The organism is Streptomyces sp. NBC_01288 (assembly GCF_035982055.1).
GTDB lineage: Bacteria > Actinomycetota > Actinomycetes > Streptomycetales > Streptomycetaceae > Streptomyces.
Window position 1 is genome coordinate 182,739 of the sequence record NZ_CP108427.1, and the last position, 26,357, is coordinate 209,095.

Genomic DNA, 26,357 nt, shown 5'->3' on the forward strand with positions numbered 1-26,357 from the left:
TTCAGAAGACGCCCTGTCCCGGAACCAGGATCCCCTTCGGGTCGTACGTCTTCCTCGCCTCGGCGAACCGCTTCCAGACCGGCCCGAAGTGCCGCTTCCAGTCGGCGTGTTGGAAGGGGATCGAGCCGACCGGGTACTGGGTGCCGCCGGCCGCCTGAACCGTCTCGTACGCGGACCGGTTGGCGGCCAGCAGGCGTTGTACGGTCACGGTGTCCTCGGGCGGTGCGGCTCGGAGGACCGCGAACAGGTAGGGCATCGGGTCGTCGGGCATCCGCAGCAGCGGAGTGTGGAGGTGCTCGCGCAGCAGGGGGTACAGGAGGACGACGCCGGGTCCGAGGTCGGCCGGGGTGAGCGCGTCCAGCAAGGCGCCGGCCACGTCGGCGGTCCTACAGCCCGGCATGACCAGGTTGAGCCAGGGGTGGGCGTAGGCCCACAGGCCCGCTTCCTTCAGGGCGGCGACGGAGGCGGCCAGCCGGTCGAGGAAGTCGTAGTAGCCGAGGTCGGTGATCTGGGCGCCGGACGTGACGTGACGCAGACCCCGCAGGAGGACGGTGTTCTTGGGGGTGTCCCCCACCGGCGGCCCGTAGGCGACGGCCTCGATGGCGAACTGGTTGAAGGCCCCCGCGGTGTCCGCGCCGACCTGGCCCTCCAGGTAGGCGAACCGCCCCTCGGTGGCAAGGAGTTGCTGGTCGTCGAGGAAGGTCTGGAGGTCGTCGTACGGCAGGAGGTAGTGCCGTACGGTCTCCGGGGCCGGGACCAGGCGCAGGGTGGCGGCGACGATCACCGCGCACTGGCCCAGGCCGGCGAGCACGGCGTGGAAGAGGTCGGGGTGGCGGGCCGGGGAGCAGCGGAGCAACTCCCCTGCGCCGGTGACGACTTCGAGTTCGAGGACGTTGTCGACCTGGGCGCCCTGCTGGTGGCTCTGACCGCCCAGGCCGCCTACGGAGAGGGTGCCGCCGACGGAGAGTTCGAGGTAGTCGGTGAAGACGGGCGGGGTCAGACCGTGGGCGATGGCCGCCTTGGCGACGTCGCTCCACTTGGCGCCCGCGCCGACCGTGACGCGTGAACTCCCCGTCCGCACAGGGCCGATGGAGGCGAGCGGCTCGGTCTCGATGATCAGGCCGCCCTCGACCTGCGCCTGCCCGTTCGTGCCGTGGCCCTGTCCGCGCGGGGCCACCTTGAGTCCGTGCACATTGCAGAACCGCACCATCGCGACGACGTCCCGCACCGAACCGGGCCGCAGCACCGCCGCCGGACGCCGGTGCACGATGTGCCCGAAGTCGTCGGCGTCCGCGCCGAGCGAGGCGTCGTCGGTGTGCAGCGTCCCGTCCAGATGAGGGAGGCCGGTGAGCGGCCGGCCGGTGTCGGTCACCGCCCAGCTACGGGTGAAGGGATCGAAGCCGATCACCACGGCTGAGCCTGCAACCAGGCCGCGCAGGGCGGTGCGTCGAGACGGGGTGCGGGGCATGTGGTCCTCCTGAGACCGTCCGTGAAACGATCAACGACGGCTCAGTCTAGGCATGTTGGGGTCCGGAGAAGGGTTCCGTCCCGGCGAGTTCCCCGACCGGTTCGACACGTGCCGCGGCGACCTGACCCTGCTAGTCGTCGCCCTGGCTGCTCGAGTTCTGGCCCCACCCCCCCTTCTTGTTGGAGCTCCGCAGGAGTTCGCTGGCGGAGAGGGTCACGGTCGCGATAACACGGGCCCAGCGGGGCCCGCCGCGCTCGGCCCAGAAGACACATGCGCACCCGCCGATGAGGAGCACCACGAGGACTAGCAGCACTGCACCGATCATGTTTCCCACCCCTGTCGCGTACGGTCCCGTGACGCGTACGTTCCCGATGATCTTCTCAGGTCGGGACACGTCGCCCCAGGTCACCCCTCCCGCATCCACGCGCGCGTGCCGAACGAGGCACATGCCCGTGAGGCCACGACGGCCGCCGCTCGCAGCGCCTCGGCGAAGTCCTCCGATGCCAGGCGGGCCCCCACGAGGTGATACGCGAGGGCCCCGTGCAGGACATCCCCCGCGCCCAGCGTGTCCGCCACCTTCACCGACGGCACGTCCACCGCGCCTTCGCCACCCGGGCCTGCCCAGAGGATCGGGGCCGCTCCCCCGCTCACCGCCGACCAGGCGACCCCGTGTTCCCGCAGGAAGCGCAGTGTGTCCGCCGGTGTGCTCGTGCCGGGTGGGCGGAAGTCGGCCGAGCAGACGGCCACGTCGATGAACGGCAGCAGGTTCTGGGTGCCGGGCTTCCAACTGCCGCCGTCGAAAAGGGCCTTACGCCCGAGGGCACGCGCGGAGCGAGCCGCGGCGACGGCCAGTTCCATGTGGTGGCCGTCGAACTCGACGATGTCGCAGGCCGCCACCAGCGCGTCGAGGTCGTCGGGCGGGGCGAGCCGGTGTGCCGTCGCGTTGGTCGAGGCGACGGCTCGTTCTCCGGTGGACGCGGTCACCAGGACGGAGGAGACGGCGGGCGGCCGCGTCGAGTCGGCGGCCAGGTCGGAGACGGTCACGCCCAGCGCGTCCAGGTCGGCTACCATCCCAACTCCCAGCGGGTGGGCGCCGATTGCCGTCAGGAGCGTGGCCGCGCCGCCCAAGTGGCCGAAGGCGACAGCCGCGTTGGCCGCCGGGCCGCCCGCGGCGACCGCTTGCTCCCGAGCCGTGAGTTTCTCGTTCGAGCGCGGTGCGTGGTCCACGAGCTGGATGACGTCCAGGGTGCACAGACCGACGAACAACCCTCTGGGGCGTCCTCTCTCCACCAACGACCTCCTCACGCCATTTACTAACAATTGGTTGAGCAGTCCAGGCTGATAAACCTACTGTTAGTAGCCATGAAGGTGAACAGCCCGAACGACACCGCCCGGCTCGCGTCCGAGCTACGGCTCGCGGTGGGCCGGGTGACACGGCGCCTGCGTCAGGCGCACGCCGTGGGGGACGTGTCACTCTCCGGGGTCTCGGTCCTGGCCCGGCTCGCCCGCGACGGCTCCGAGTCGCCCACGTCCCTCGCCGAGGCCGAGCGGGTACGCCCGCAGGCAATGGCCAGCACCCTCGCGCTGCTCGAACAGCGCGGGCTGGTCCGCCGTAGCCCCGATGCCGCGGACGGACGGCGGAGCATCCTGGCGATCACCGACGAGGGACGTGCCGTGCTGGCCGAGCGGCGCTCCGCGTCGGTCCACCGGCTCGGGGCCGTCCTCGACGAGTTCACCGCGGAGGAGCGCGCGACCCTCGCGTCGGCCCTGCCCCTCCTCGACCGACTGGCGGAGCGACTGTGACCGAGCGAGAGCACATACCCGGCGACGGACAGGCGAACGAGGGCGGCCGGCCGTCGCTGCTGGACGCCGTGCGCTCGGGGCGTCGTAAGGACACTCCCCCCGGGCCGAACTACAAGTGGGTCGCGCTGTCGAACACCACGCTCGGCGTGCTCATCGCCACGATGGACGCCTCGATCGTGATCATCTCGCTGCCCGCGATCTTCCGCGGCATCGGCCTCGATCCGCTCGCGCCGGGCAACATCGGCTATCTGCTCTGGATGATCCTGGGCTATCTGCTGGTCTCGGCGGTGCTGGTCGTCGTGCTCGGGCGGCTCGGTGACATGTTCGGCCGGGTGAAGATCTACAACATCGGCTTCCTGATCTTCGCGTGCGCGTCCGTCGCGCTGTCCCTGGACCCGTTCCGCGCGGGGGCGGGGGCGATGTGGCTGATCCTCTGGCGCGTCGTGCAGGCCTTCGGCGGGTCCATGCTCACCGCCAACTCGGCCGCGATCCTCACCGACGCCTTCCCCGCCCGGCAGCGTGGAATGGCCCTCGGCATCAACCAGATCACCGCCCTCGCGGGCCAGTTCCTCGGCCTTCTCGCCGGTGGTCTGCTGGCCGTCGTCGACTGGCGCGCGGTGTTCTGGGTGAGCGTGCCGATCAGCATCACCGGCACGATCTGGTCGTACCTGAGCCTGCGCGAGACCTCGGCGGGCCGCCCCGGCCGCATCGACTGGCTGGGCAACCTCACCTTCGCGGCCGGCGCCGGCATCCTCCTCGCGGGCATCACCTACGGCATCCAGCCCTACGGCGGCAGCGCCACCGGCTGGGGAAACCCGTGGGTGCTCAGCGGCCTGATCGGCGGCGTCGTACTCCTGCTGATCTTCTGCTACGTCGAGACGCACATCGCCGAACCGATGTTCAACCTGGCCCTGTTCAAGGTGCGCGCCTTCGCCGCGGGCAACCTGGCCGCCCTGCTCACCGCGATCGCGCGGGGCGGGTTGCAGTTCATGCTGATCATCTGGCTACAGGGCATCTGGCTGCCGTTGCACGGCTACGACTACGAGGACACCCCGCTGTGGGCGGGCATCTTCATGCTGCCGCTCACCGTCGGCTTCCTCATCGCCGGGCCCATCTCGGGCTATCTGTCGGACCGGTTCGGCGCCCGGATGTTCTCGACGGTCGGACTGATCGTCGTGGCGCTCTCCTTCCTCGGCCTCCTCGCGCTGCCCATCGACTTCGACTACGGCATGTTCGCGGCGCTGCTGCTGCTCAACGGTCTCGGCCAGGGCATGTTCTCCGCGCCGAACACGTCGTCCATCATGGGCAGCGTGCCGAGCGAGTACCGGGGTGTCGCCTCGGGCATGCGCTCCACCTTCCAGAACTCCGGCACGGCTCTCTCGATCGGCGTGTTCTTCTCCCTGATGGTGTCCGGGCTCGCGACCTCGCTGCCCAGGACGCTGAGCCACGGGCTCCAGCTGCACGGGGTACCGACCGGCGCGGCCGAGCAGGCGGCGTCGCTGCCTCCGGTGAGCACGCTGTTCGCCACGTTCCTCGGTAACAACCCCATCCAGCACCTGCTCGCGTCCAACGGAACCCTCGACCACGTCACCGCCGCCCAGCGCGCCGTCCTGACCGGCCACACTTTCTTCCCCCAGCTGGTCTCGGGCCCGTTCCACCACGGCCTGACCATCGTCTTCAGCGTCGCGGCGGGCATGGCCCTGGTCTCCGCGGTCGCCTCGGCCCTGCGCGGCGGCCACAAGCCCGACGCGGAACCCGAACCGTCACCGGCAGGCCTGCCACCCGCTCCCGCGGAGACGCCCGAGACTTCGCAGGCGGGGCCGAACGGGGCGTCGTAGGAACCGGGTTGGTGCGACGCGCCCGGTCTGCCGGAGTGGTCAGTGGTTCAGGTGGGCGAGTACCAGGTTGGGGTCATGGGCGGTGACGTAGGCCGCGCTCAGGACGTAGGCGGTGTCGCCGCGCAGGGCGATCGACGTGGGGTTCTGTAGGCCGTCGGCCACGGTCAGGACCGTGGTGGGGCTACCGTGCGGCTCGACGAGCACGACCTCGCTCGAACCGTTGAGGGTGGCCAGCATCTGGTTGCCGCGGCCGGTGAAAGCGAAGTCGTCGATCCCGGGCAGGCCGGCGACCTCGGTCCGGACGCTGCCGGCGCGTCCGTCCCGCAGGACGGGAACGCGCAGGACGGTGCCGCGGTCGAGGTTCGTGACCCAGAGCGCCCCGCCCCGGATCTTCAGGCCGTTGGCGCCGAGGAAACCGGCCGACGCCAGTTCGGGCGCGGTGGACCAGGCGGTGGGTGTGCCGCCGGATACAGGCACCTTCCAGACGGTGCCGCGTACGGAGTCGGTGGCGTAGAGGGTGCGTGAACGGGCGTCCAGGGCAAGGCCGTTGGGCAGTCCGTCCGCGGGCAGCGCGGCGATCCGCTCCGGCGTGCCGCCGGGGCGCAGTCGCCATACGCCGGTGAGGTCGGCGGTGCCGGTGGCGTACAGGAAGTACAGGGTGCCGTCGTGGGCCCGGACGATGCCGGAGGTCAGGGCGAAGCCCAGGACAGGGGTGTGGACCCCGCCGTCCGTGGGCGCGGGCAGGGTGGCCAGGATCTGTGTGGTGCCGTGGGGCGAGAGCCGTGCGATCTGGCGGGCGGAGGCGAAGGTGACGTAGGCACTGCCGTCAGGAGCGAGGACGACGTTCTCCGGCGTCTGCCCCCTGGCCAGGTCGAAGTGGCGCACGATGCGGGCATCGCTCAGCGGCGCGGAGACGGCCGAGGCGGGAACCGGGCCGAGCGTCACGGCGGCGGCCGCGACGACGACAGCCGCGGACAGGGCGGACTTGGTGAGCTTCTTGAGCATGGGTCGGCTCCTTGGGAGGGGTCGTCGGTTCTGTGGTCAGTGGTTTTCGGGCATACGGCAGCGACGTGCCGACGCGGTGATGCGGTGATGCGGCGAGTGGGCACGAAGCCGTGAAGTACGCCTGGTAGATGGGAAGTTGGCGAGCGTGGGGGTCAGTCCGTTGCGGCCCGGGCGGGCGTCCGCGCCGGCTCGGTCGGTACGGCGGCCTGGGCCAGCAGGGTCAGTGCCGCTCGTGCGGACGAGCCCGCCGGGGTGGTGGCGACCACGACGCTGGTGCCGCGCCCGAGACCGAGGGTCTGCTGGACGACCGTCAGCGGGCCCACCAGCGGATGGCGCATCTCGTACGAGGCGAGCATGTGCGACTTGAGCCGGTGGTCGGCCCACATCGAGGCGAACTCCGCACTTTTGGCGCTCAGTTCACCCACCAGCGCGTGCAGCGCCGCGTCGTCGGGGAACCGTCCCGCCACCAGACGGAGGTGCCCCACCACCGCCCTGGCCTTGCTCGGCCAGTCCGCGTACAGGTCGCGGGTGTGCGGGTCCAGGAACACCAGCCGGGCCATGTTCGGCCGCTGGGCCGGCCGGTCCGGGGCGTCGGGGGCCACATGACCGGCGAACAGCGCGTGTCCCAGGCGGTTCCAAGCCAGCACGTCGCCGCATCGGCCCAGCAGGAGCGTGGGCGCGTCCCCCAGGACGTCCAGGAGTTGGGCGTGTTCTTCCGTCACATGTTCCGGCGCGGGCCGCCGGCCCCGCGGGCGTTGTCTGCCCGCGCGGGCCAGGTCGTGCAGATAGCGCCGCTCGGGCTCGTCGAGCCGCAGGGCGAAGGCCAGCGCGTCCAGCACCTCGGGCGAAGCGCTCGGCGCCTGTCCCTGTTCCAGCCGCGTGTAGTACGAGACGCTCACCCCGGCGAGCAGTGCCAACTCCTCGCGCCGGAGCCCCGGCACGCGCCGCCGCTCCCCGTACGTGGCCACCCCGACGTCCTCAGGACGGAGATGGGAACGCCGAGCCTGCAGAAATTCCCCGAGCTGCGTTTTCCCTTTCACGAAACTCAGTATGGTCAGCCGGCACGCCCTCAGCCTGACCCAACTCTGGATAGGCAACGGCGGGTCCGGCTCACCGAGCCGCTCGGCACGCGACCCGTACCCGTCACTCCGCGTGAGGAGGATTGACAGGGACGCTTTGTCGATTCGACAGTGTCGGGCGTGACATTCTCTCCTGTCCGGCCCGATGGGCATCCGCTGCGTGTGCTGTGCGAATCCCTGCTGTCGCGGCTCGACGAGCTCAGCGACGTCGTCACCGACGACCTCAGGCGCGAGCTCCCCTCCTACGCGGCGCTGCCGCTGGCCGAGCAGCGCGCGACCGTGCACAGCCGGCTGCATGCCCTCCTGTGGGGGCTCGCCCTCGATGTGGAACCGACAGCCGAGCAACTGCTCGAGTTTCAGGCCGAGTCACGCAGGAGGGCGTACTACGGTCTGCCCGTCCAGGACGCGCTCGCGACCTTTCACATCGGCGCCCGTCGGCTGTGGGACGAACTGCGTGCCGCGGCCCGAGGTACGGCGGCCGAGGACACCGCCGTCGAGTTGGTCGCACCCCTGTGGATGTGGGTCCAGTCGGTGAGCGGCGTCGTCGCGGACGCCTTCGCGGACGAGGCCGGGTCACGGTACGGGCGCGAGGCCGGTCTGCGGCAGCGCTTCCTCGAACTGCTCCGCACCGGCGGGGCGCCCCGCGAGCACACCGCCGAGATCGCCCGTGAACTGGGATTCGACCCGGACGGCGACTTCCGCGCCCTGTGCACGCCGGCCGCCCCGTGGGCCGCGGAAGGACACCTCGGCCTGCTGCAACGTGCGGCACGGCAACTCGCCGGAAGGGTCTCCTGCGGCCTGAGCGGGCAGTTGATGGTCGCGATCACCCAGCGGGTCGACCCGGCCGACCTGGCCACCCGCGTGATCAACCTGTGCGGCGACGACGCGCGCGTGGGCGTCGGCCTCGACCGGTCCGGGCTCGCCGGCGCGGAGATGAGCATCACCGACGCGGAGCGCGCCCTCGCCGTGGCCGAACGCGGCGGCCGCGCAACGTCGTTCGAGGACGTCTGGCTCCAGGCGAGTCTCATCGACAGCCGGGAGCGGCTGCTCCCCCTGTTCGCCGAAGTCCGCCAAGTCACCGGCGCGCACCCCCTGTTGGCGGAGACGGTGATCGCCTTCGCCGACGCCGGGTCGTCGCTGGCCCATGCCGCCACCGCCCTCGGGATCCATCCCAACACGGTGGCCTACCGGCTCGGCCAGTGGCACAAGCTCACCGGTGCCGATCCGCGCACCTTCGCCGGTCTCGTCCGTTCGGTCGTCGGCATCACCGGCTGACGGTGCTGGTGGAATCCATGCTTGTGGAATCCACGAAAATCTGCCCGTTCACTCCATGATCACGCCGAAGACTGCCGACCGGGCGCTTCCTACACTCCGTTACTGCTGACTGCGCATCGCAGAAATTCCAGAGCAATGAACGGACCAGGAATGACTGAGAAGGACCCGGGTTCCTACGTGATGGGAAATACCTCCGAGGAGGCGGACAGGCTCGGCATACAGGCGTCGCTGTACGACAGGCACACCGAATACCTTCTGAGGACGGCGGGGCTGCGCGAGGGAATGCGCGTTCTCGACGTCGGCTGCGGTACGGGCGAAGTGTCGCTGGCCGCCGCGCGCGTGGTCGGCTCAAGCGGCCGGGTTCTCGGCGTGGACATGGAGCCAGGGGTCCTGGAGCGTGCGCGAGAAAACGCGGCCAGGACCTCCGTTCGGAACGTCAGCTTCGAACAGGGCACGCTGCCCGATCTCGAAATACCCGAGCCTTTCGACGCCCTCGTGGGACGGCTGATCCTGATTCATCTCGACGATCCGGTGGGGACGGTGAAGTCACTGACACGGTTTGTCCGACCCGGAGGTGTGGTCACGTTCCAGGACTTCAACATTTCGAGGACGCGCGCCGTACCCGCGGTACCGCTGGTGACGGAGGCCGTGGGATGGATCAGTGCGGCACTCCGCGAAGGCCGCCGTGACCCCGACATGGGTGAGCAACTGGCCGAAGTACTACGCCTCTCGGGGCTCTCCGATCCGAGCGTGGCGGTCGCCGTACCCACGGGCGGTCCCGACTCGGCGGCGGTGACGCTCATCGCCGAGTCGACGCGCAGTCTGCTGCCGGTGATGGAGCGCGGCGGAATCGCCACCGCCGAGGAGGTTGACATCGACACACTGCGGGCTCGAATGGCGCGCGCGTGCATGGAGGTGCGGGCGACGGTGTACGTCCCGGAACTCGTGGCCGCGTGGGCTGAGGTGCGGTAACACCTCTTCCTGCGGGGCAAGTTGGGGCAGAGCGGGCACAAGACGGCTGGCGTGTGGGCTGCTTGCCTGCCGCACACTCGCCGCTGTATCGTTTTTCGATAACATCGATAAACGATACACAGGGGGCGGTCCGCCATGACCGACGAGTCGACCGAGGCCGAGCACGGCAGCAGAAACCCGCTGGAACCCATGGCCGGCGTGGTCACCGTGCTCTGCGCGCTGGTCGCGGTGTTCCTGGTGCTGAAGGCGTACGCCGCGGTCGGGATCGGTGGCGTCTTCGGATGGGGCGACGGTTCGGTCTGCGCCACGGACCCGTCCACGCAGGGCGGTGGGGAGGACTGGTTCAGTCGGCTCATGGAGCCCAAGCCCGGCATCGTGGTCTCGTTCACGCCGAGGTACTGCGACTACTCCCCGAGCGGCGGCGCACGTCTGCTGAGCACGCTGACCGAACTGCCGTCCTCCGCCCTCTACATCGGCGCCCTGTTCCTTCTCTACTGGCTGATCCGCGCCGCACGCCAGGACGGCCCGCACACCTTCCGCACCGCGGGCCGGCTACGCCTCCTGGGCTGGTACCTGGCCGTCGGCAGCCTCGTCTGCCACGTCACCGAGAGCGTCGCGGGAGCCGCGCTGCTCAACTCCCTGCGGACAGCGGACCACAGGCCGTTGCTCTACGACGTCGATCACGGCATGCCGTACTTCGCGCTGCTCACCGGCATCGGGCTGCTCTCCCTGGCCCGGATCATGCGAGTCGGTGCCGTGATGCGCGAAGATCTCGAAGGCGTCATCTGATGTCCCCCGCCGAGGCCGACCCGCACGCCATCGAGGTCCACCTCGACCGGATCCTGGAGGAACGCGGCATGACCCTGGCCGAACTGGCCGTCCAGGTGGGCGTCACGAACGTCAACCTGTCCATCCTCAAGAACGGCCGCGCGAAGGCCATCCGCTTCAGCACCCTGACCCGCATCTGCGAAGTCCTCGACTGCCAGCCCGGCGACCTCCTCACCCACCGCCCGCAGCACGGGAAGGGGTGACGGTGTGGTGATGGTGACCTCGCCCCAAGGGCCGGTCGAGCTTCCGTGGATCGTCACCGAACTCGCGGCGGGGCGCCCGGTACGGGCCGTGTGGCGCAACGAGGTCGGCGGTCTGACGTTTCAGGTCGGCCTGGAGGATGCGCGGCAGTTCGTGAAGTGGACGCCGGCGGGCAGTGGCGTCGGCCTCTCGGCCGAGGTGGTGCGCCTGCGCTGGGCGGCGGCGTTCGCCGTGGTGCCGCGTGTCGTCGGCGAGGGCGCGGACGGGACGGGGTCCTGGATCGTCACGGCCGGCCTGCCCGGGCGTATAGCCGTGGACGACCACTGGAAGCGCGACCCCGGCACCGCGGTACGCGCCATCGGTACCGGGCTGCGCGCCCTGCACGAGCAACTGCCTGTCGCGGACTGTCCGTTCGACTGGTCGGCCGGGCAGCGGCTGGAGGCGGTACGGTCCCGAGCGGCGGCGGGCCTGGTCGATCCGGCGGACTGGCCCGAGGACTTCCAGCACCTCGGGACCGTCGAGCGTGCGCTCCGCGTGCTCACCGACATCCCGCCGGTCGATGAACTCGTCGTCTGCCATGGCGACGCCTGCGCTCCGAACACCCTGATCGGCGACGACGGCAGGTGCTGCGGTCACGTGGACCTCGGCGCGCTCGGTGTCGCCGACCGCTGGGCCGACCTCGCCATCGCGACGTGGAGCACGCGGTGGAACTACGGTCCCGGCTGGGAAGAGCCGTTGCTCGAAGCCTACGGAGTCGAGCCGGACCCGGAACGGGTCAGGTATTACCGGTTGTTGTGGCGGCTGTCGGACTGAGTCGCCGTACCCGCGGGGTGCGGTGGAGCGGTTCGGGTCCTCAGGTCACCAGGAGGTGCGGGTCTGCGACGGCTCCCTCGTCGGGAACACGGAGTCGCCGCCGAACAGCGGTGCCGGCTCGGGCGCCGACGTCTTCGCCTCGGTCTCGCCGAGCATCATGTCGGGGTCGAACATGACGATCACGGCGGCGACCAGGAGCACGAGGAGCGGACCGGCGAGCATGACGAGGAGGAAGGCGACCAGGTCGGCCGAGGACTGCGAGGCCCCGGCCACGTTGGTGAGGTGGACGGAGACCGCGGCCATACCTGTGTAGTGCATTCCGGTCACGGCGACGCCCATCACCAGGCTCGCGCCGAGGCTCGCCCACAGCGCGTGGATGGAGACCGCCGCCCACAGCGCCGCGGTGGCGGCCGCGATGGCGATCACGATGGAGAGCGCCACGGTCCCGGTGTCGTAGTGGAGGGTGCCGTTCGTGTGGATGGCGGCCATCCCGAGGTAGTGCATGGCCGCGACACCGAGCCCGGTGACCGCGCCGGCCACCCCCAGGTTCAGCGGGGAGCCGCCCCGGTAACCGACGAGGAACACTCCTACGGCGACCACGGCGATCGCCACGACGAGGCTCAACAGGGTCTTCGTGGCGTCGTAGTTGACGAGCGCGCCCTCGACGCTGAAGCCGATCATGGCGATGAAGTGCATGGTCCATATGCCGCAGCCGATGGAGACGGCGCCGAGCGCCAGCCAACGGGCTCTGTGCTGCGGGCGGCGCAGTGAACGGGTCGTGCAGCGCAGCCCGAGGGCCGCTCCCAGGCACGCCATCAGATAGGCGGCGACCGGGGTCACCGCGCCGTAGTAGAAGTCGGAGACAGTCGCGGCGGCGGCTGTGGTCATGGAGGGTTCCCTTTCACGTGCGTGACGGCAGGCGGCACCGCAGTCGCGGTGTGCCGGCACGGTGACGTGGCGCACGCTCCCGTCCGGCGGACCGCGGACGATTGCGGTGCCTGCCGGGCGCGGGCCTCCGGTCGGGAGGGGCGCGGGAACACAAGGTGCGCTACGGCAGGGGCGCGCGCGGATCGACCACTCCCGCCCCTGCCGCACGTTCGTACCGGCTCGGCCGGGCGGTCCTGCACGAGCGCGCGGACATCCTGCTGAAGTCACAGGACACGGGGAACCGAACGGTCGAGTTCAAGCCACCAGGCCGAGTTGTGCATGATTCAATCACGCCACTCACACAATTCATACACAACCTGGATGGGTGTTAGCCGAATCGATACTTCGGCACCACTGCCCACAAAGCCCACCAGTGTGGGGAGTTCAGCGGCCGGCGCTCTGGCCGCCGTCGACGTGGAGGATCTCGCCGGTGACGAAGGCCGCGTTCTCCAGGAACACGATCGCGTCGACGACGTCACCGACCTCGCCCATCCGTCCGAGCGGGTGCAGCGCGGCGAGCGGCGCGGACGTCTCCGGGTGCATGGGAGTTCTGATGACGCCCAGCGCGACCGCGTTGCTGCGGATGCCGCGGGAGGCGTATTCGATCGCCAGCGCCCTGGTGGCGGACTGGAGCCCGCCCTTGGTCAGCGAGGCCAGCACCGCCGGGATCGTGGAGTTGGCGTGGTCGGCGAGGCTGGTGCTGATCTGGACGATGTGGCCGGTGCCCTGACGCAGCATCTGCCGGACGGCGAGCTGGGTGATGTGGAAGAACCCGGTCAGGTTGACGCCGACGACCGCCTCGTACTCCTCCCGGGAGTAGTCGGTGAACGGCTTGGCGAGGTAGAGCCCCGCGTTGTTGACGAGGGTGTCGATCCGGCCGAACCGCTCGATCGCCGCGGTGACGACGCGCTCCGCCGTGGCCGGATCGGCGATGTCGCCCCGGACGGTGAGCACGTCCGGGTCCTCGGAGGGGGTGATGCCGCGTGAGGTCGCGACGACGGAGTGGCCGAGCTTGCGGTACGCCTCGACCAGTCCGGCGCCGATGCCCTGAGACGCGCCGGTGACGACAGCGACCTTCTTGACGGGAACGTCCATGGTGGCCCTCCGGGTGGTGACAGTGCGGGCCGGCCTTGTCGGCCGGTCCCGCTCGGGTGGAGCAGTTCTACCGGTGCGGAGGTCCGAGGTGGGCGAACCCGGGCAACAGGTCGTCGTATGGCATCACCCCGCCCGAGGTGACCTTTCCGTTCGTCAGGAAGGTCATCCGGGCGATGAAGACGTCGTCGGTGAGACCGCGCCTGTTGGGATGGACGGCGGGCCGCCCGCGGTCGTAGGTCAGGACGTCCGGCAGGACGGTGGCGGCCGCCGCGCTCGCCTCGGCGGGCGGATAGCCGTTCCCCTCCAGGATCTTCGACCACGGCCCCAGGTACGTCGCCACGTCGTCCGCCGGATGCCCGGCGTTGTACGCGTCCTTGGCGTAGTCGGGATTGATGAACGGGTTGATCGTCGGCTGCCCGCCGCGGTCCACCTGTACGAGCGTGCCGTCACGGCGCACGCTGACGGTCGCCCACAGGTGGATCACCGGTTCCGGGCCGAGCATGTCGTCGGGCACCTCCAGCGCGATGCACTGCACGTCCTTGTCGCCGAAGGCGTCGGCTCCCGTCCACACGAAGCCGTGCAGGGCACCTTCGGCGTCGGCGAAGAACGGATCACTGCGTACGCCGGTGAACAACCGGCAGCGACCCGCCTCGACGGGCTGCGCCGACGCGTCGAAGCCGACCGGTACGGCACTGGCGAGCACCTCCCCGGCCGGCTCGGCGCTCCGGGCGTCGGCGCCGGTTGCGGTCCCGGGACCTACCGCGTCGCCCCGGCCGCCGCCTCGAACTGCGCACCCCGAAGGCGGTCCTCAAGGCGCTGGCCCACGGAACGCGGCTGGGCAACGAGGGGCGGTTCGCGGTGCACGAGGCGATCCGCAAGGCGCTGCCCGTGCACGAGGACGGCGAGGAGCTGTGGGAGCGGGCGACGGCCGCGTACCGGGACGCGCTGCACACCGTCGCCAGCCATCCGCACGCGCTGACTCCCCCGCCGTCCCACTCGGCGAAGGAGACCGGCGATCTCCTCCGGTGCTGGTTCGGTCCCACCGGGTGGCGCACGCTCGTGGTCGAGAACGACTGGTCGTGGGACCGTGCCGAGGAAGTCCTGCGCGACGCGGCGGTCGCCACCCGAGGAGGTCCTGCGCGACACGGCGGTCACCGCCCTTCGCTGACCGCGGTCGCGGCCCCTCAGGCGCCGACGTACGCCGCCAGGTGCTCCCCCGTGAGCGTCGACCGCGCCTCGACCAGGTCGGCCGGCGTTCCCTCGAAGACGATCTTTCCGCCGTCGTGGCCGGCGCCGGGGCCGAGGTCGATGATCCAGTCGGCGTGGGCCATGACCGCCTGGTGGTGTTCCACGACGATGACCGACTTGCCGGAGTCGACCAACCGGTCGAGCAGGCCGAGCAGTTGCTCGACGTCGGCGAGGTGGAGGCCGGCGGTGGGCTCGTCGAGGACGTAGACGCCGCCCTTCTCGGACATGTGGGTGGCCAGCTTGAGGCGTTGGCGTTCGCCGCCGGAGAGCGTGGTGAGCGGCTGGCCGAGGCTGAGGTAGCCGAGGCCGACGTCGGCGAGCCGGGTCAGGACGCGATGCGCGGCCGGTGTCGCCGCCTCGCCCGCGGCGAAGAACTCCTCGGCCTCGGTCACCGACATGGCGAGCACCTCGCTGATGTCCCGGCCGCCGAAGTGGTACTCAAGGACCGACGCGTCGAACCGCTTCCCCTCGCAGTCCTCGCAGGTGGTGGCCACGCCGGCCATCATCGCCAGGTCGGTGTAGATGACGCCGGCGCCGTTGCACGTCGGGCACGCGCCCTCGGAGTTGGCACTGAACAGGGCCGGCTTCACGCCGTTGGCCTTGGCGAAGGCCTTGCGGATCGGTTCGAGGAGTCCGGTGTACGTCGCCGGGTTGCTCCGGCGTGAGCCGCGGATGGCGCCCTGGTCGACGGAGACCACGTTCTCGCCGGCCGGGATCGACCCGTGCACGAGCGAGCTCTTGCCGGAGCCCGCGACACCGGTGATGACGGCGAGCACCCCGAGCGGGATGTCGACGTCGACGTCCTGGAGGTTGTTCGCCGCGGCGCCCCGGATCTCCAGCACGCCGGTGGGCTTCCGTGTCGACTCCTTGAGGGACGCCCGGTCGTCGAAGTGCCGGCCGGTGATGGTGCCGCCGGTGCGCAGTCCCTCGACGGTGCCCTCGAAACAGACGGTGCCGCCCGCCGTACCGGCGCCGGGGCCGAGGTCGACGATGTGGTCGGCGATCGCGATGGTCTCCGGCTTGTGCTCCACGACGAGCACGGTGTTGCCCTTGTCGCGCAGGCGCAGCAGCAGGTCGTTCATACGCTGGATGTCGTGCGGGTGCAGGCCGATGGTCGGCTCGTCGAAGACGTACGTGACGTCGGTGAGCGACGAACCGAGGTGGCGGATCATCTTGACGCGCTGCGCCTCACCACCGGACAGCGTGCCCGCGGGCCGGTTCAGCGACAGATACCCGAGGCCGATCTCGACGAACGAGTCCAGGGCCTGCTGCAACGCCGTGAGCAGCGGCGCCACCGACGGCTCGTCGAGGCCGCGCACCCAGTCCGCCAGATCGCTGATCTGCATCGCGCAGGCGTCGGCGATGCTGACGCCCTTGATCTTCGAGGAGCGGGCGCCCTCGTTGAGGCGGGTGCCGTCGCACTCGGGGCAGACGGTGAAGGTGACCGCGCGGTCGACGAACTCCCGGATGTGCGGCTGCATGCCCTCGCGGTCCTTGGCGAGCATCGACTTCTGGATGCGCGGGATCAGACCTTCGTAGGTCATGTTGATGCCCGCGATCTTCATCCGGGTCGGCTCGCGGTGCAGGAAGTCCTGCAACTCCTTCTTCGTGAACCTGCGGATCGGCTTGTCCGGGTCGAAGAAGCCGGACTCGCTGTAGAGCCGGGAGTTCCAGCCGCCGCCCGTGTAACCGGGGACGGTGATGGCGCCTTCCGCAAGGGACTTGGAGTCGTCGTAGAGCTGGGTGAGGTCGAGGTCGGTGACCGAGCCGCGGCCTTCGCAGCGCGCGCACATGCCGCCCGTGATGCTGAAGCTGCGGCGCTCCTTCACCTTCTGTCCGCCGCGTTCCATGGTGACCGCGCCCGCGCCGCTGATCGAGGCGACGTTGAAGGAGAACGCCTTGGGCGAGCCGAGGTAGGGCTTGCCGAGCCGGCTGAAGAGGATGCGCAGCATGGCGTTGGCGTCGGTGGCGGTGCCGACCGTGGAGCGGGGGTCGGCGCCCAGCCGCTGCTGGTCGACGATGATCGCGGTGGTCAGCCCGTCGAGGACGTCGACCTCGGGCCGGGCGAGGGTCGGCATGAAGCCCTGCACGAAGGCGCTGTACGTCTCGTTGATCAGCCGCTGCGACTCGGCGGCGATCGTGTCGAACACGAGCGAGCTCTTGCCCGAGCCGGAAACGCCGGTGAACACCGTCAGGCGGCGCTTCGGGATCTCGATGCTGACGTCCTTGAGGTTGTTCTCGCGCGCCCCGTGCACGCGGATCAGGTCGTGGCTGTCGGCAGCGTGCGGCGCGGACGACCGCGTATCCGTCCTCGTGGCCTTGCTCATCGTGCGTTCCCTCCGTCTGTGCCGGGCCGCCGACAGTCGCTCGGCGGTCATCGCCCGGCTCGATCTAACCAAGCTTCGAGCGGTACGTCCGCTTCCGGCATCGATGCGCGGTGACGTCCGTGGCGGTCACGCTACGGGCGGCGCGTGGACTCGCGCTTCTCGAATCCTGACCGGTCCGGTCGCCTCTCACCGCGCTGTGCACGGCGTACGTGGTGCAGGTGCCGGGCCAGCGCGACCACGGCCAGGGCCGCGACCAGACCCGTCACACCCCGCCAGCCGAACCGGTCGTAGGTCCGCACGCCGAGCCAGGAACCCGCGCTGCCGCCGAGGAACGCACAGGTCATGTACGCGGTGTTGATACGGGCCCGGGCCTCGGGCCGCAGGGCGAAGATGCGGGCCTGGTTGGCGACCTGGCCGGACTGGACGGCCACGTCGAGCAGCAGCATGCCCGCGGCCAGGGCCAGCAGGCCGCCGGTGCCGCCGCCGTAGGCCGGTACGAGCACCGCCGCCGACGCGATCGTGCCGAGCATGGCGAGGAGGCTGACCGTGTCGGGACCCCTGCGGTCGGCGAGGCGGCCGGCGAGCGGGGTGCTGAACATGCTGGCCGCGCCGACCAGTCCGAGGACGCCCACCGATTGGGCGCCCATGGCGTACGTCGGTCCGGTGACGAGGAGGGTGAGCGTGGTCCAGGCGGCGCTGAAGCCGGCGAAGACGGCGGCCTGGTAGAGGCAGGAGCGGCGGAGGTCGGGTTCGCTGCGCAGGAGGCGCAGCGGCGCGGCTATCAGGGACGGGTAACTCTGCCTTGTGGACGGCGTGGTGACGGGGACGACCCGGGAGAGGATCGCGGCCAGGGCCAGGACGATCACCGCGGCCACGATGTAGGGCGCCCGCCAGCCGAGCCTCTCTCCGAGGGTGCCGCTGAAGGTGCGGGCCAGGAGGATGCCGCCGATCAGGCCGCTGAGGAGGGTGCCGGTGACGGCTCCGCGGCGTTCGGCGGGGACGAGTCCGGCGGTCATCGGGATGATGATCTGCGGCACGACGGTCGTCACGCCGGTGACCGCGCTCGCGGCGACGAGCAGCGGGAGCGAGGGCGCGGCGCTCGCGGCGAGCAGTCCGGCGGCGGTGAGCACGAGCAGGGTGACGATCAGCGGGCGGTGCGGGAGCCGGTCGCCGAGGGGGACGAGGAGGAAGATGCCGGCCGCGTACCCGAACTGGGCCGCCGTGACGACGAGGGCGGCCGAGCCGGTGGAGACGCCGAGGTCGGCGGCGACGAGCGAGCTGATCGCCTGCGGGAAGTAGATGGTGGAGACGGCCACGCCACAGGCGAGGGACAGGACGAGGATCACCCAGCGGGGCACGGACACACCTCACGCGAGAACCGGTTTGACTGGTTCGAGTGACGGTAGCAGGCGAGCCCGTCCCACGGCACCACTTAAACCGGTTCTACGGAGGTAGGGTGGGCCGGTGCCAGCAACTCCCCGCTTCCGCCAGGGCGCCGGCCGCCCCTGCCTGGACTTCGTCCGCACCCTGCGCCACCGCGGCTCTCCCGATGTGGTGGAGGAACTCCCGGACGCCGAGGCCTTGTTGGCGTGGGTGCGGCAGTGCGGTCCTTGCGCCGACGCCACAGGGCAGCCCGATTCGGCGCATGCCCGTGATCTGCGGGAGGCCGTCCACGCCCTGATCACCGCCGCGCGGGCCGGCCGGACGCCCGACGCCCACTCCCGCGACCAGGTCAACTCGGCCGCCGCGCACCCCGTTCCCGTGCCGCGCCTCGACCCGGCGGGACGCCTCACCTGGCGGGCCGACGACCCCGTCCGGGCCACCCTCGCCCTCGTCGCCCGCGACACCCTGGACCTCGTCACCTCCCCGGCGCTCACCCGCCTCCGCAACTGCGCGGGGCCGGCCTGCGGCGCTCTGTTCCTGGACACCTCCCGCCCCGGAAACCGCCGTTGGTGCTCCATGGGCACGTGCGGAAACCGGGCCAAGAAGGAGACACTGCGCGGCAGGACGGGCTGAGCGGGCGGAGAGAACTTGTTCACGTGCCCGCAACCGCCTTTTGGATCCACATACTTAAAGTGTGGATCCCCAGAGTCGATCCCTACAGCCGATCCCGGCGCAGGCGAGCTCCCCACTCCCGCAGGCGTCCATGATGCACTCCCGGAACGGATCATGCCGATGCGCCAGCCGCCCCACCCGCAGCCCTCATGACCCGCCACGGCGTACGCAGGATCGTGCCCCTGCTGCTGGGCTGGGAGGAACTCCCCAAGTCCGTCTCCGTGCACGGCGCCCCGTACGAGGAGCGGCTGCGTGAACCCGTACCGGCCGTCCTCCTTGAGTGCGACGGCGGCTGGCTGCTGCTCGACACCGGCTTCAACACCGCGCTGATCCGGGACCCGGCCCTGCGCCGCCGCTTCTACGGCTCCCCCAACTACCGGCCGATCCTGCCGGGTCCGGGCGAGCCCCTGGAGGAGGCCCTCGACGCGGCCGGCGTCCCGATGGACGCGATCCACGCGGTGGCCGTCAGTCATCTGCACGCCGACCACGCGGGCGGGCTCAAGCACTTCGCGGGGCGGGTGCCGGTGCACGTACAGCGCGAGGAACTCTCCTACGGCCTGTCCGGTCGACCGGAAGTCGAGCGCAACTCCATCTTCCGCGTCGACTTCGACGACCCGCGCATCGACTGGCAACAGGCCGACGGAGACGCGGAGTTGGCCCCGGGAGTGACCGCCGTGCTGACCGCCGGGCACACCCCAGGACACCAGAGTTTCGTCGTCGACCTCGCTGACGGCGGCGGCTTCGTGTTCGCCTTCGACGCCGCCGATCTCACCGAGAACATCGAGCACGAGCGCCCGATCGGCGCCTCGATCGGTGTCGATCCGGAGAGCACCGTCGAGCCCATCCGCCGGCTCAAGCGCATCGCCGCCGAACGCGGCTACGAGCTCATCCCCGGTCATGATCCCGTGGTCTGGCCGGAGTTGATGCGCCGCAGGGTCGTGCCGGGCGCCTAGCCGGTCCCGTCCGGACCGCCCCCACAAACTCGGTTCACACGCCTTTAACACCCGGGACACGAGAGATAGCCTGTGGCCCGTGAACATGATTTTGGATCCAATCTTGACACTTTGAGATCCAACACCTGAGGATCGGTACCCAAGGAGGCCCACATGCCGGACCAGTCAGCTGGATCGTCCTCACCCGGTTCCGCCCCGTCGACGGCGTCGCGCCGCACCATGCTCCGGGGCGCGGGACTCCTCGGAGTGGGAGTCGGCTTCGGACTCCCGGCCCTGCTCAGTGCCTGTGGTGCCGCGGCCGACGACGCCAAGGGAAGCAGCAAGGGCGGCACGCTGACCCTGGCCATCGACGCGACCAGCGCGGTCAACGACCCGTCGTTCTACACCTCGTTGGGCGACTGGATGGCCGTCGACTGCATCTGTCGGGGCCTGACCTTCATCTCCTTCGAGACCAACGAGCCCACTCCGGACCTGGCCAAGAGCTGGACGATCTCCGACGACCAGCTCACCTACACGTTCGCCCTGCGCGAGGGCGTCAAGTTCCACGACGGCACCACGTTCACCTCGGCGGATGTACTGGCAAGCCTGGGACGGCAGTTCAACGAGAAGGATCCGACACTGCCCAAGGGCGCCACCCGCCCGCTGTCCGACCTCGGCGCGAACGTCGCCTCGCTGACCGCCCCGGACGACCTCACCGTCAAGATGGTCCTCAAGAAGCCGGACCGCACGACCCTCGGCCAGCTCTCCGACATCGGCGGCCGCATCATCTCCAAGGCCGCGCTGAAGAAGTACGGCGCCGACATCGGCAAGCACCTCGTCGGCACCGGCCCGTTCGCCTTCTCGGCCGCCACCTCCGGTCAGTCGATCACCCTCACGGCCTTCGACGGCTTCCGCCTGGGCAGACCACCCGTCGACCGGCTGGTGCTGCGCCAGGTCCAGGACCCGTCGACGATCGTCAGTTCGCTGCTCAGTGGAGACATCTCGGCCACCCAGTTCACCCCGTACTCCGCCGCCGCACAGCTGCGCAAGGACGACTCGGTGACGGTCTACAAGACGCCGTACAACGCCAACGCCATCCTGATGATCGACGCCCGCCGCGTCCCCGAACTCAAAGTCCGCCAGGCCATCAACCTCGCGATCGACCGCAAGTCCATCCTCGACCAGGCCTTCTACGGCGTCGGCGCGCTCCCCGGGGGCTACGCCATCCCGCCCGCGCAGAGCGGCTACGACACCAGCCTCGCCGACCTCAGCACCCAGGACACGGCCAAGGCGAAGCAACTCGTCGCCGAGGCCGGAGCCGGTGGCCGGCGTATCCGCCTCATGGCGGCGAGCGACTCCTGGCACCCGAAGGCCGCGCAGATCGTCGCCCAGAACCTCACCGACGTCGGCTTCAAGGTGGTCACCACCTCCGTCGACCCGGCCACCTACTTCACCCGGCTTCTCGACGGCAAGGACGACTACCACGACCTGATGATCTGGGAGCGCAACACCTACGTCCCGGACGCCAACGACATGGTCGGCGCGATGGCCAGCCCGACCGGTCTCTACGGCGCGACGATCACCGGCATGGACACGCTCAAGGACGCCGCCTCGCTCCAGGCGGAGCTGGACACGGCCAAGAACCTGCCCCTCGGTGCGCAGCGCACGGCTGCCTACACGAAGATCCAACGCCGTTGGGCCGAGGACTACATGGTCCTGTCGATGCTGGCCTGTTTCGCCAACCTGGTGGTCAGCGGCTCGCACGTGAAGCACATGAACACGGCGGCACTTGCCAACCACCGCTGTTACATGGAGAAGGCCAGTGTCTGACACCACGACCGCTCCACCACCCGTGGCGACGGTACGGCCCTCTCCGTCCGCCCTCGCCGGGCGGACCGTCCTCGCCGCCTGGCGTCGGCGCCGCCTGGCGCGGTCCTGGCCGGCCGTGCTGTCCTGGGCCGTCCTGATCGCGCTGGTCCTGGTGGCCGTCGTAGGGCCGCTGTTCGTCCAGGCGGACCCGCTGCGTCAGACCTCGTCGGCGCTGTCGCCGATGGGGTCGGCGGGGCATCTCTTCGGCACGGACGACCTGGGCCGTGACGAACTGGCCCGACTCGTGCACGGCGCCCGCCCGTTGCTGCTGGTCGCGTTCGCGGCCACGGCGCTGGCGGCCGTCGTGGGCACGGGGATCGGGCTCGTCGCCGGGTACGCGGGCGGTGCCGTGGAGCAGGTGCTGATGCGGATCGTGGATCTCGCGCTCGCGTTCCCGTCCATCCTCCTCGTCATCCTGCTGGTGGCGGCAGCGGGTCCGGGCACGGTCAGTCTGGTCTTCGGCATCGGGGTGTCCCTCGCACCCGGTCTGGCCCGGCTGGCGCGCGCCCTGACGGCCCGCGAGGCGGCCAAGGACTACGTCGTCGCCTCCAAACTGGGCGGCACCCGCATCCCACGCATCCTCGCCCGCGAACTCCTCCCGAACATCGCGGGCCCGATGCTCGCCCAGGTCGTCATGACCCTCTCGATCGCGGCCGGTTTCGCGGCAGGCCTCTCCTACCTCGGCCTGGGCATCCAACCCCCGCAGCCCGACTGGGGATACATGGTCCAGGCGGGCCAGGAGTTCCTCTACACGGCACCCCGACTGGTCGTCCTCCCCGCGACGTTCACACTCCTCTTCGTCGTCGCCTGCAACTTCGTCGGCGACGACCTGCGCGACGCCCTCGACGTACGGGGGGCGGCGTGACCACCGCCCTGCTCACCGCCCGCAGGCCCAAGTGGGCAGCGGGAACAGCCCTGTTGGTCCTACGACGACTCGCGGCCATCCCCGTCGTCCTGTTCGCGCTGGCCAGCCTGGTGTTCCTCGCGATGCGCCTGCTCCCCGGCTCACCGGCGACCTCGCTCGCGGCCGGCGGCAACAACCTCTCCGCGTCCCAACTGGCGGTGAACGAGGCACGCGTCAACAAGGCACTCGGCCTCGACCGCCCGCTCCTCGTCCAGTACGGCAGCTTCCTCAACGACCTGGTGCATCTCCGGCTCGGCACCTCGTTCTACGGCTCCAACAGCGTCCTGGGTCTGCTCGGCGACGCGCTCCCCGCCACCATCGAGCTGACACTCGCGGCGATGACGATCGCGGTCCTGCTCGGGGTCGTCACCGGTGTCATCGCCGCGCTGCGCAAGGGCAGTTGGATCGACCAGTCGACACGGGCCGTCGCCACGGTGAGCTTCTCGCTGCCCTGGTTCGCGCTCGGGGTGCTCGGCATCGTCGTGTTCGGCGTGTGGCTGCGCTGGCTCCCGGTCCTCGGCCGGCTGCCCAGTTCGCTCGACTACAACCCGACCACCAACTTCGTTCTCCTGGACGCGATTCTGCAGAACCGCCCCGAGTTGGTGTGGCCCTGGATCCAGCATCTGATCCTGCCCGCCGTCACGTTGGCGCTGTCGATGGCCGGGTTCATCACCCGCATCGTGCGCGCCTCGGTGCTGGAGGTTCTCGACGACGACTTCGTGCGGACGGCGCGGATGAAGGGCCTGAGCGAGGGCGTGGTGATCCGCCATCACGTGCTGCGCAACTCCTGGCTGCCCATCGTGACCGTCCTCGGCCTCCAGTTCGGCTCCCTGCTGGGCGGTTCGGTGATCACCGAGACGGTCTTCTCGTACGCCGGTGTCGGCCGCCTGCTCGTGCAGGGCGTCCTGCAACGCGACTACCCCGTCGTGCAGGGCGCCGCCCTCGCCATCGCGCTCCTCTTCACCCTGGTCAATCACGCGGTGGACCTGTTGTACACGGTCCTCGATCCGCGGCTACGGAAAGGATGACCCGCATGGACATCGTGCTGGTCCACGGCGCCGGCGGACGGCCCACGACCTGGTCGGCGGTCCAGCCCCTGCTGGCAGCCCGCGGCCACCGGCTGTTCACCGTCACCAACCCGATGACCTCCCTGGAGGACGACATCGCCAACACGGCGGCCGTTCTGGAGGAGACGACGGGCCCGGTGCTACTGGCCGGACATTCCTACGGCGGCGCGGTCATCAGCAACGTGGGCCGCGATCCGCGGGTCAAAGGGCTTGTCTACATAGCCGCGTTCGGGCCGGACGAGGGCGAGACGGTCAACGAGATCGTCGAGCGGTACGAGGAGGCCGAGATCTCCAAATACATGCAGCGCGGGCCCAACGGTGAGTGGAAGTCCGAGACGAGCGAGGCGTTCTGGGCGGAGATAGGTCCCGACCTCTCGCCGGAACAGCGGGCCGTCGTGGAGGCGGAGGGACGCAAGGCGGACAACCTCATCTTCACCCAGCCGACGGGCTCACCGGCCTGGCGCACACTGCCCAGTTGGTACCTGGTCGCGGACGACGACCGCACCCTGCGCCCGGAGATCCAGAACGACATGTCGGCCCGGATGAAGGCCACCGTCGAACACGTGCCGGGCAGCCACTACACGACCCTCGTCTGGCCGGAGCGCGTGGCCGACCTGATCCACACGGCGGCCCTGGCCGTGGGCGAGGCCTCATGACGTCAGCACCCGTGCTCGAAGTCCGGGACCTGCGCGTCCAGTTCGACGTCGCGGGCGGCCGGCTGCCCGCCGTGGACGGAGTGGATCTGACCCTCCACCAGGGTGAAGTCCTCGCGCTGGTGGGCGAGTCGGGGTCCGGGAAGTCCGCCCTGTCGATGAGCCTGGTCGGCCTGAACCGTGGTCCGCGTACCCACATCAGCGGCGAGGCGACCTTCAAGGGCCGTGACCTCGTCGCCGCCTCCGAACGGGAGTTGCGCGGTGTGCGCGGCAAGGACATCGCGGTCGTCTTCCAGGACGCGCTGGCCGCGCTCAACCCGTTGCACCGCGCGGGCGCCCAGGTCTCCGAGATGATCCGCGCCCACCGCGATGTGACGCGGGGTCAGGCGATGGACCGGGCCGTGGAGTTGCTCGGCGAGGTAGGCATCGCCGGCCCGGACCGCACGGCACGCGCCTACCCGCACCAACTGTCCGGGGGCATGCGCCAACGCGTGATGATCGCCATGGGCCTGGCCAATGACCCGGCGGTGTTGATCGCCGACGAGCCGACCACCGCCCTCGACGTCACCATCCAGGCCCAGGTACTCGCCGTACTCAAGCGGGTCCAGCGCGACCACGGCACCTCCGTCCTGCTGATCACCCACGACCTGGGCGTCGTGGCGGAGGTAGCCGACCGGGTGGCGGTGATGTACGCGGGCCGGATCGTGGAGCAGGGGCTGCGCGAGGAGGTGCTGTTCCACCCCCAACACCCCTACACCATGGGCCTGTTGGGCTCGGTGCCACCGATCGACGGTCCTGTCGTACGACGGCTGCCGACCATCGCGGGCAGTCCGCTGACCGGGGTGGACCGGCCGTCCGGCTGTGCGTTCGCGCCCCGGTGTCCCTTCGTCCACGACGCCTGTTCCGAGCGGCCCGTGCTGCGACAACGGCACGGCGAGGACGGCCACTTGGACGCCTGTGTGCTGCCCTCCCCCGCCCGCGCCACGGCCCGCTCCCAGGGAGGCATCGCATGACCGCCGCGCTCATCCAGGCCCGCGAGCTGCGCGTCGAGTACCCGGGCCGGGCGGGCGGCCGCGTCAGGGCGCTGCGGGACGTCGACCTCGACATCCTCCAGGGCGAGACCCTCGGCCTGGTCGGCGAGTCGGGGTGCGGCAAGTCCACGCTCGGCCACGCCCTGTTGCGCGTGATCGAACCCGCCTCGGGCCGCATCGACTTCGACGGCACCGACCTCACCCGGCTGCGCGGACGCCAACTGCGCCGCACGCGCGCCGAGTTGCAGATGGTCTTCCAGGATCCGTTCGGTTCGCTGAACCCGCGCCGCAGGATCGCCGACATCGTCGCCGAACCCCTGCTCCGGTCACGCGGCGCCACCCGCGCCGAGGCCGCGAAGGCGGTGGCCGAACTGCTCGACCTGGTCGGTCTCGGCGCCGAGGCCGGCGTGCGCAGGCCGCACGAGTTCTCCGGCGGTCAGCGCCAACGCATCGGCATCGCACGGGCGTTGGCCTCGTCACCGCAGTTCGTGGTGGCCGACGAGGCGGTCTCCGCGCTGGACGTGTCGATCCAGGCGCAGGTGCTGAACCTGCTCTCCGACCTGGTCCGCGACCGGGGCCTGACGATGCTGTTCATCTCGCACGACCTGGGCGTCGTACGGCACATCGCCGACCGGATCGCGGTCATGTACCTCGGCCAGATCATCGAAGTCGCCTCCCGTGACGCCTTCTTCGCCGCCCCCGCACATCCCTACAGCCGGGCGCTGCTGTCCTCCGTTCCGGTGCTGCGGCCCGGAGACGCGCGCGAACAGCAGGTGCTGGAGGGCGAGTTGCCCGATCCGGCGAATCCGCCCGAGGGCTGTCTGTTCCGCACCCGGTGCCCGATCGCCACGGATCGGTGCCGTACCAGCGCGCCCGAGCTGCGTGAGATCGCGCCGGGCCGCAGTGTGCGCTGCCATCTGCCCCTGGTCTCCAGCGAGCAGCACGTCGCGAGTAGCGAGTAAGGACG

Annotated in this window: 26 protein-coding genes; 15 read left to right on the forward strand and 11 right to left on the reverse strand. The window is 70.3% G+C overall.

From position 1 onward, the window contains the following. Position 1: 1 nt before the first annotated feature. From OG194_RS00920 to OG194_RS00930, 3 genes are all read right to left on the reverse strand, one after another. The gene (locus OG194_RS00920; protein WP_327398840.1) at positions 2-1,468 is read right to left on the reverse strand and encodes an FAD-binding protein; all 1,467 of its coding nucleotides are present in this window, start codon (positions 1,466-1,468) and stop codon (positions 2-4) included. Positions 1,469-1,598: 130 nt separating this feature from the next. Continuing rightward, the gene (locus OG194_RS00925; protein ID WP_327398841.1) at positions 1,599-1,793 is read right to left on the reverse strand and encodes a hypothetical protein; all 195 of its coding nucleotides are present in this window, start codon (positions 1,791-1,793) and stop codon (positions 1,599-1,601) included. Positions 1,794-1,873: 80 nt separating this feature from the next. Further along, the gene (locus OG194_RS00930; RefSeq protein ID WP_327398842.1) at positions 1,874-2,758 is read right to left on the reverse strand and encodes a PfkB family carbohydrate kinase; all 885 of its coding nucleotides are present in this window, start codon (positions 2,756-2,758) and stop codon (positions 1,874-1,876) included. A gap of 72 nt (positions 2,759-2,830) precedes the next feature. Between OG194_RS00930 and OG194_RS00935 the strand changes: the two genes are divergently transcribed. Next, the gene (locus OG194_RS00935) at positions 2,831-3,271 is read left to right on the forward strand and encodes a MarR family winged helix-turn-helix transcriptional regulator (protein WP_327398843.1); all 441 of its coding nucleotides are present in this window, start codon (positions 2,831-2,833) and stop codon (positions 3,269-3,271) included. A gap of 161 nt (positions 3,272-3,432) precedes the next feature. After that, positions 3,433-5,109, forward strand: a complete 1,677-nt coding sequence (locus OG194_RS00940; protein WP_442811774.1) for an MFS transporter — start codon at positions 3,433-3,435, stop codon at positions 5,107-5,109. A 39-nt stretch (positions 5,110-5,148) separates the two neighbouring features. Here OG194_RS00940 and OG194_RS00945 read toward each other — a convergent pair whose 3' ends face one another. Together OG194_RS00945 and OG194_RS00950 are read right to left on the reverse strand one after the other, a co-directional pair. Next, complete coding sequence (locus OG194_RS00945) at positions 5,149-6,114, reverse strand: SMP-30/gluconolactonase/LRE family protein (RefSeq protein WP_327398844.1); 966 nt, start codon at positions 6,112-6,114, stop codon at positions 5,149-5,151. Between the two features lie 152 nt (positions 6,115-6,266). Then, complete coding sequence (locus OG194_RS00950; RefSeq protein WP_327398845.1) at positions 6,267-7,154, reverse strand: helix-turn-helix domain-containing protein; 888 nt, start codon at positions 7,152-7,154, stop codon at positions 6,267-6,269. A gap of 159 nt (positions 7,155-7,313) precedes the next feature. Between OG194_RS00950 and OG194_RS00955 the strand changes: the two genes are divergently transcribed. The 5 genes from OG194_RS00955 to OG194_RS00975 all read left to right on the forward strand — a co-directional run bounded on the left by OG194_RS00955 (position 7,314) and on the right by OG194_RS00975 (position 11,282). Continuing rightward, a complete protein-coding gene (locus tag OG194_RS00955) occupies positions 7,314-8,468 on the forward strand; it encodes a PucR family transcriptional regulator (protein ID WP_327398846.1) in 1,155 nt (384 codons plus the stop codon). Positions 8,469-8,618: 150 nt separating this feature from the next. Further along, entirely contained in the window at positions 8,619-9,440 is an 822-nt protein-coding gene (locus OG194_RS00960) for a class I SAM-dependent methyltransferase (protein ID WP_327398847.1), read from the forward strand. Between the two features lie 135 nt (positions 9,441-9,575). Next, positions 9,576-10,229, forward strand: coding sequence for a DUF2975 domain-containing protein (locus OG194_RS00965; protein WP_327398849.1), 654 nt, complete (start codon positions 9,576-9,578; stop codon positions 10,227-10,229). Then, positions 10,229-10,471: a helix-turn-helix domain-containing protein gene (locus OG194_RS00970; RefSeq protein WP_327398850.1), complete on the forward strand. Its 243-nt coding sequence runs from the start codon at positions 10,229-10,231 to the stop codon at positions 10,469-10,471. The genes OG194_RS00965 and OG194_RS00970 overlap by 1 nt, the downstream gene beginning before the upstream one ends. A 10-nt stretch (positions 10,472-10,481) precedes the next feature. Further along, complete coding sequence (locus OG194_RS00975) at positions 10,482-11,282, forward strand: aminoglycoside 3'-phosphotransferase (protein WP_327398852.1); 801 nt, start codon at positions 10,482-10,484, stop codon at positions 11,280-11,282. Positions 11,283-11,327: 45 nt separating this feature from the next. Here the strand turns inward: OG194_RS00975 and OG194_RS00980 are convergent, their stop codons facing one another. The 6 genes from OG194_RS00980 to OG194_RS01005 all read right to left on the reverse strand — a co-directional run bounded on the left by OG194_RS00980 (position 11,328) and on the right by OG194_RS01005 (position 18,243). After that, positions 11,328-12,170 (reverse strand): MHYT domain-containing protein, encoded by an 843-nt coding sequence (locus OG194_RS00980; protein ID WP_327398854.1) that lies wholly within the window; start codon positions 12,168-12,170, stop codon positions 11,328-11,330. 423 nt (positions 12,171-12,593) lie between these two features. Beyond that, positions 12,594-13,304 (reverse strand): SDR family NAD(P)-dependent oxidoreductase, encoded by a 711-nt coding sequence (locus tag OG194_RS00985; protein WP_327398855.1) that lies wholly within the window; start codon positions 13,302-13,304, stop codon positions 12,594-12,596. Positions 13,305-13,371: 67 nt separating this feature from the next. Beyond that, complete coding sequence (locus OG194_RS00990) at positions 13,372-14,007, reverse strand: DUF4331 family protein (protein WP_327398856.1); 636 nt, start codon at positions 14,005-14,007, stop codon at positions 13,372-13,374. A 53-nt stretch (positions 14,008-14,060) separates the two neighbouring features. Then, positions 14,061-14,270 (reverse strand): hypothetical protein, encoded by a 210-nt coding sequence (locus tag OG194_RS00995; protein ID WP_327398857.1) that lies wholly within the window; start codon positions 14,268-14,270, stop codon positions 14,061-14,063. Between the two features lie 218 nt (positions 14,271-14,488). After that, the gene (locus OG194_RS01000; protein WP_327398858.1) at positions 14,489-16,879 is read right to left on the reverse strand and encodes an excinuclease ABC subunit UvrA; all 2,391 of its coding nucleotides are present in this window, start codon (positions 16,877-16,879) and stop codon (positions 14,489-14,491) included. 131 nt (positions 16,880-17,010) lie between these two features. Beyond that, a complete protein-coding gene (locus OG194_RS01005) occupies positions 17,011-18,243 on the reverse strand; it encodes an MFS transporter (protein ID WP_327398859.1) in 1,233 nt (410 codons plus the stop codon). Between the two features lie 100 nt (positions 18,244-18,343). On the opposite strand from OG194_RS01005, the gene OG194_RS01010 reads away from it, so the two are divergent. From OG194_RS01010 to OG194_RS01045, 8 genes are all read left to right on the forward strand, one after another. Further along, positions 18,344-18,895, forward strand: a complete 552-nt coding sequence (locus OG194_RS01010) for a CGNR zinc finger domain-containing protein (protein WP_327398860.1) — start codon at positions 18,344-18,346, stop codon at positions 18,893-18,895. Positions 18,896-19,083: 188 nt separating this feature from the next. Next, positions 19,084-19,887 (forward strand): N-acyl homoserine lactonase family protein, encoded by an 804-nt coding sequence (locus OG194_RS01015; RefSeq protein WP_327398861.1) that lies wholly within the window; start codon positions 19,084-19,086, stop codon positions 19,885-19,887. A gap of 153 nt (positions 19,888-20,040) precedes the next feature. Further along, positions 20,041-21,696, forward strand: coding sequence for an ABC transporter substrate-binding protein (locus tag OG194_RS01020; RefSeq protein WP_327398862.1), 1,656 nt, complete (start codon positions 20,041-20,043; stop codon positions 21,694-21,696). Continuing rightward, positions 21,689-22,600, forward strand: a complete 912-nt coding sequence (locus OG194_RS01025) for an ABC transporter permease (RefSeq protein WP_327398863.1) — start codon at positions 21,689-21,691, stop codon at positions 22,598-22,600. The genes OG194_RS01020 and OG194_RS01025 overlap by 8 nt, the downstream gene beginning before the upstream one ends. Further along, positions 22,597-23,667, forward strand: a complete 1,071-nt coding sequence (locus OG194_RS01030; RefSeq protein WP_327398864.1) for an ABC transporter permease — start codon at positions 22,597-22,599, stop codon at positions 23,665-23,667. Before OG194_RS01025 ends, OG194_RS01030 begins: the two co-directional genes overlap by 4 nt. Positions 23,668-23,672: 5 nt before the next feature. Further along, positions 23,673-24,362: an alpha/beta hydrolase gene (locus tag OG194_RS01035; protein ID WP_327398865.1), complete on the forward strand. Its 690-nt coding sequence runs from the start codon at positions 23,673-23,675 to the stop codon at positions 24,360-24,362. Continuing rightward, positions 24,359-25,372, forward strand: coding sequence for an ABC transporter ATP-binding protein (locus OG194_RS01040; RefSeq protein WP_327398866.1), 1,014 nt, complete (start codon positions 24,359-24,361; stop codon positions 25,370-25,372). The genes OG194_RS01035 and OG194_RS01040 overlap by 4 nt, the downstream gene beginning before the upstream one ends. Next, positions 25,369-26,352: an ABC transporter ATP-binding protein gene (locus OG194_RS01045; RefSeq protein WP_327398867.1), complete on the forward strand. Its 984-nt coding sequence runs from the start codon at positions 25,369-25,371 to the stop codon at positions 26,350-26,352. The genes OG194_RS01040 and OG194_RS01045 overlap by 4 nt, the downstream gene beginning before the upstream one ends. Positions 26,353-26,357 lie beyond the last annotated feature (5 nt).

Excerpts from the sequence above, each read along its gene's own strand:
- OG194_RS01045 (WP_327398867.1), top strand. The coding sequence starts at position 25,369 with ATGACCGCCGCGCTCATCCAGGCCCGCGAGCTGCGCGTCGAGTACCCG.
- OG194_RS00925 (WP_327398841.1), bottom strand. The coding sequence starts at position 1,793 with ATGATCGGTGCAGTGCTGCTAGTCCTCGTGGTGCTCCTCATCGGCGGG.
- OG194_RS01040 (WP_327398866.1), top strand. The coding sequence starts at position 24,359 with ATGACGTCAGCACCCGTGCTCGAAGTCCGGGACCTGCGCGTCCAGTTC.
- OG194_RS00970 (WP_327398850.1), top strand. The coding sequence starts at position 10,229 with ATGTCCCCCGCCGAGGCCGACCCGCACGCCATCGAGGTCCACCTCGAC.
- OG194_RS00960 (WP_327398847.1), top strand. The coding sequence starts at position 8,619 with ATGACTGAGAAGGACCCGGGTTCCTACGTGATGGGAAATACCTCCGAG.
- OG194_RS01035 (WP_327398865.1), top strand. The coding sequence starts at position 23,673 with ATGGACATCGTGCTGGTCCACGGCGCCGGCGGACGGCCCACGACCTGG.
- OG194_RS01000 (WP_327398858.1), bottom strand. The coding sequence starts at position 16,879 with ATGAGCAAGGCCACGAGGACGGATACGCGGTCGTCCGCGCCGCACGCT.
- OG194_RS00920 (WP_327398840.1), bottom strand. The coding sequence starts at position 1,468 with ATGCCCCGCACCCCGTCTCGACGCACCGCCCTGCGCGGCCTGGTTGCA.
- OG194_RS01020 (WP_327398862.1), top strand. The coding sequence starts at position 20,041 with ATGCCGGACCAGTCAGCTGGATCGTCCTCACCCGGTTCCGCCCCGTCG.
- OG194_RS00940 (WP_442811774.1), top strand. The coding sequence starts at position 3,433 with ATGGACGCCTCGATCGTGATCATCTCGCTGCCCGCGATCTTCCGCGGC.
- OG194_RS00965 (WP_327398849.1), top strand. The coding sequence starts at position 9,576 with ATGACCGACGAGTCGACCGAGGCCGAGCACGGCAGCAGAAACCCGCTG.
- OG194_RS00975 (WP_327398852.1), top strand. The coding sequence starts at position 10,482 with ATGGTGACCTCGCCCCAAGGGCCGGTCGAGCTTCCGTGGATCGTCACC.
- OG194_RS00945 (WP_327398844.1), bottom strand. The coding sequence starts at position 6,114 with ATGCTCAAGAAGCTCACCAAGTCCGCCCTGTCCGCGGCTGTCGTCGTC.
- OG194_RS00985 (WP_327398855.1), bottom strand. The coding sequence starts at position 13,304 with ATGGACGTTCCCGTCAAGAAGGTCGCTGTCGTCACCGGCGCGTCTCAG.
- OG194_RS00980 (WP_327398854.1), bottom strand. The coding sequence starts at position 12,170 with ATGACCACAGCCGCCGCCGCGACTGTCTCCGACTTCTACTACGGCGCG.
- OG194_RS00935 (WP_327398843.1), top strand. The coding sequence starts at position 2,831 with ATGAAGGTGAACAGCCCGAACGACACCGCCCGGCTCGCGTCCGAGCTA.
- OG194_RS00995 (WP_327398857.1), bottom strand. The coding sequence starts at position 14,270 with ATGGCTGGCGACGGTGTGCAGCGCGTCCCGGTACGCGGCCGTCGCCCG.
- OG194_RS01015 (WP_327398861.1), top strand. The coding sequence starts at position 19,084 with ATGACCCGCCACGGCGTACGCAGGATCGTGCCCCTGCTGCTGGGCTGG.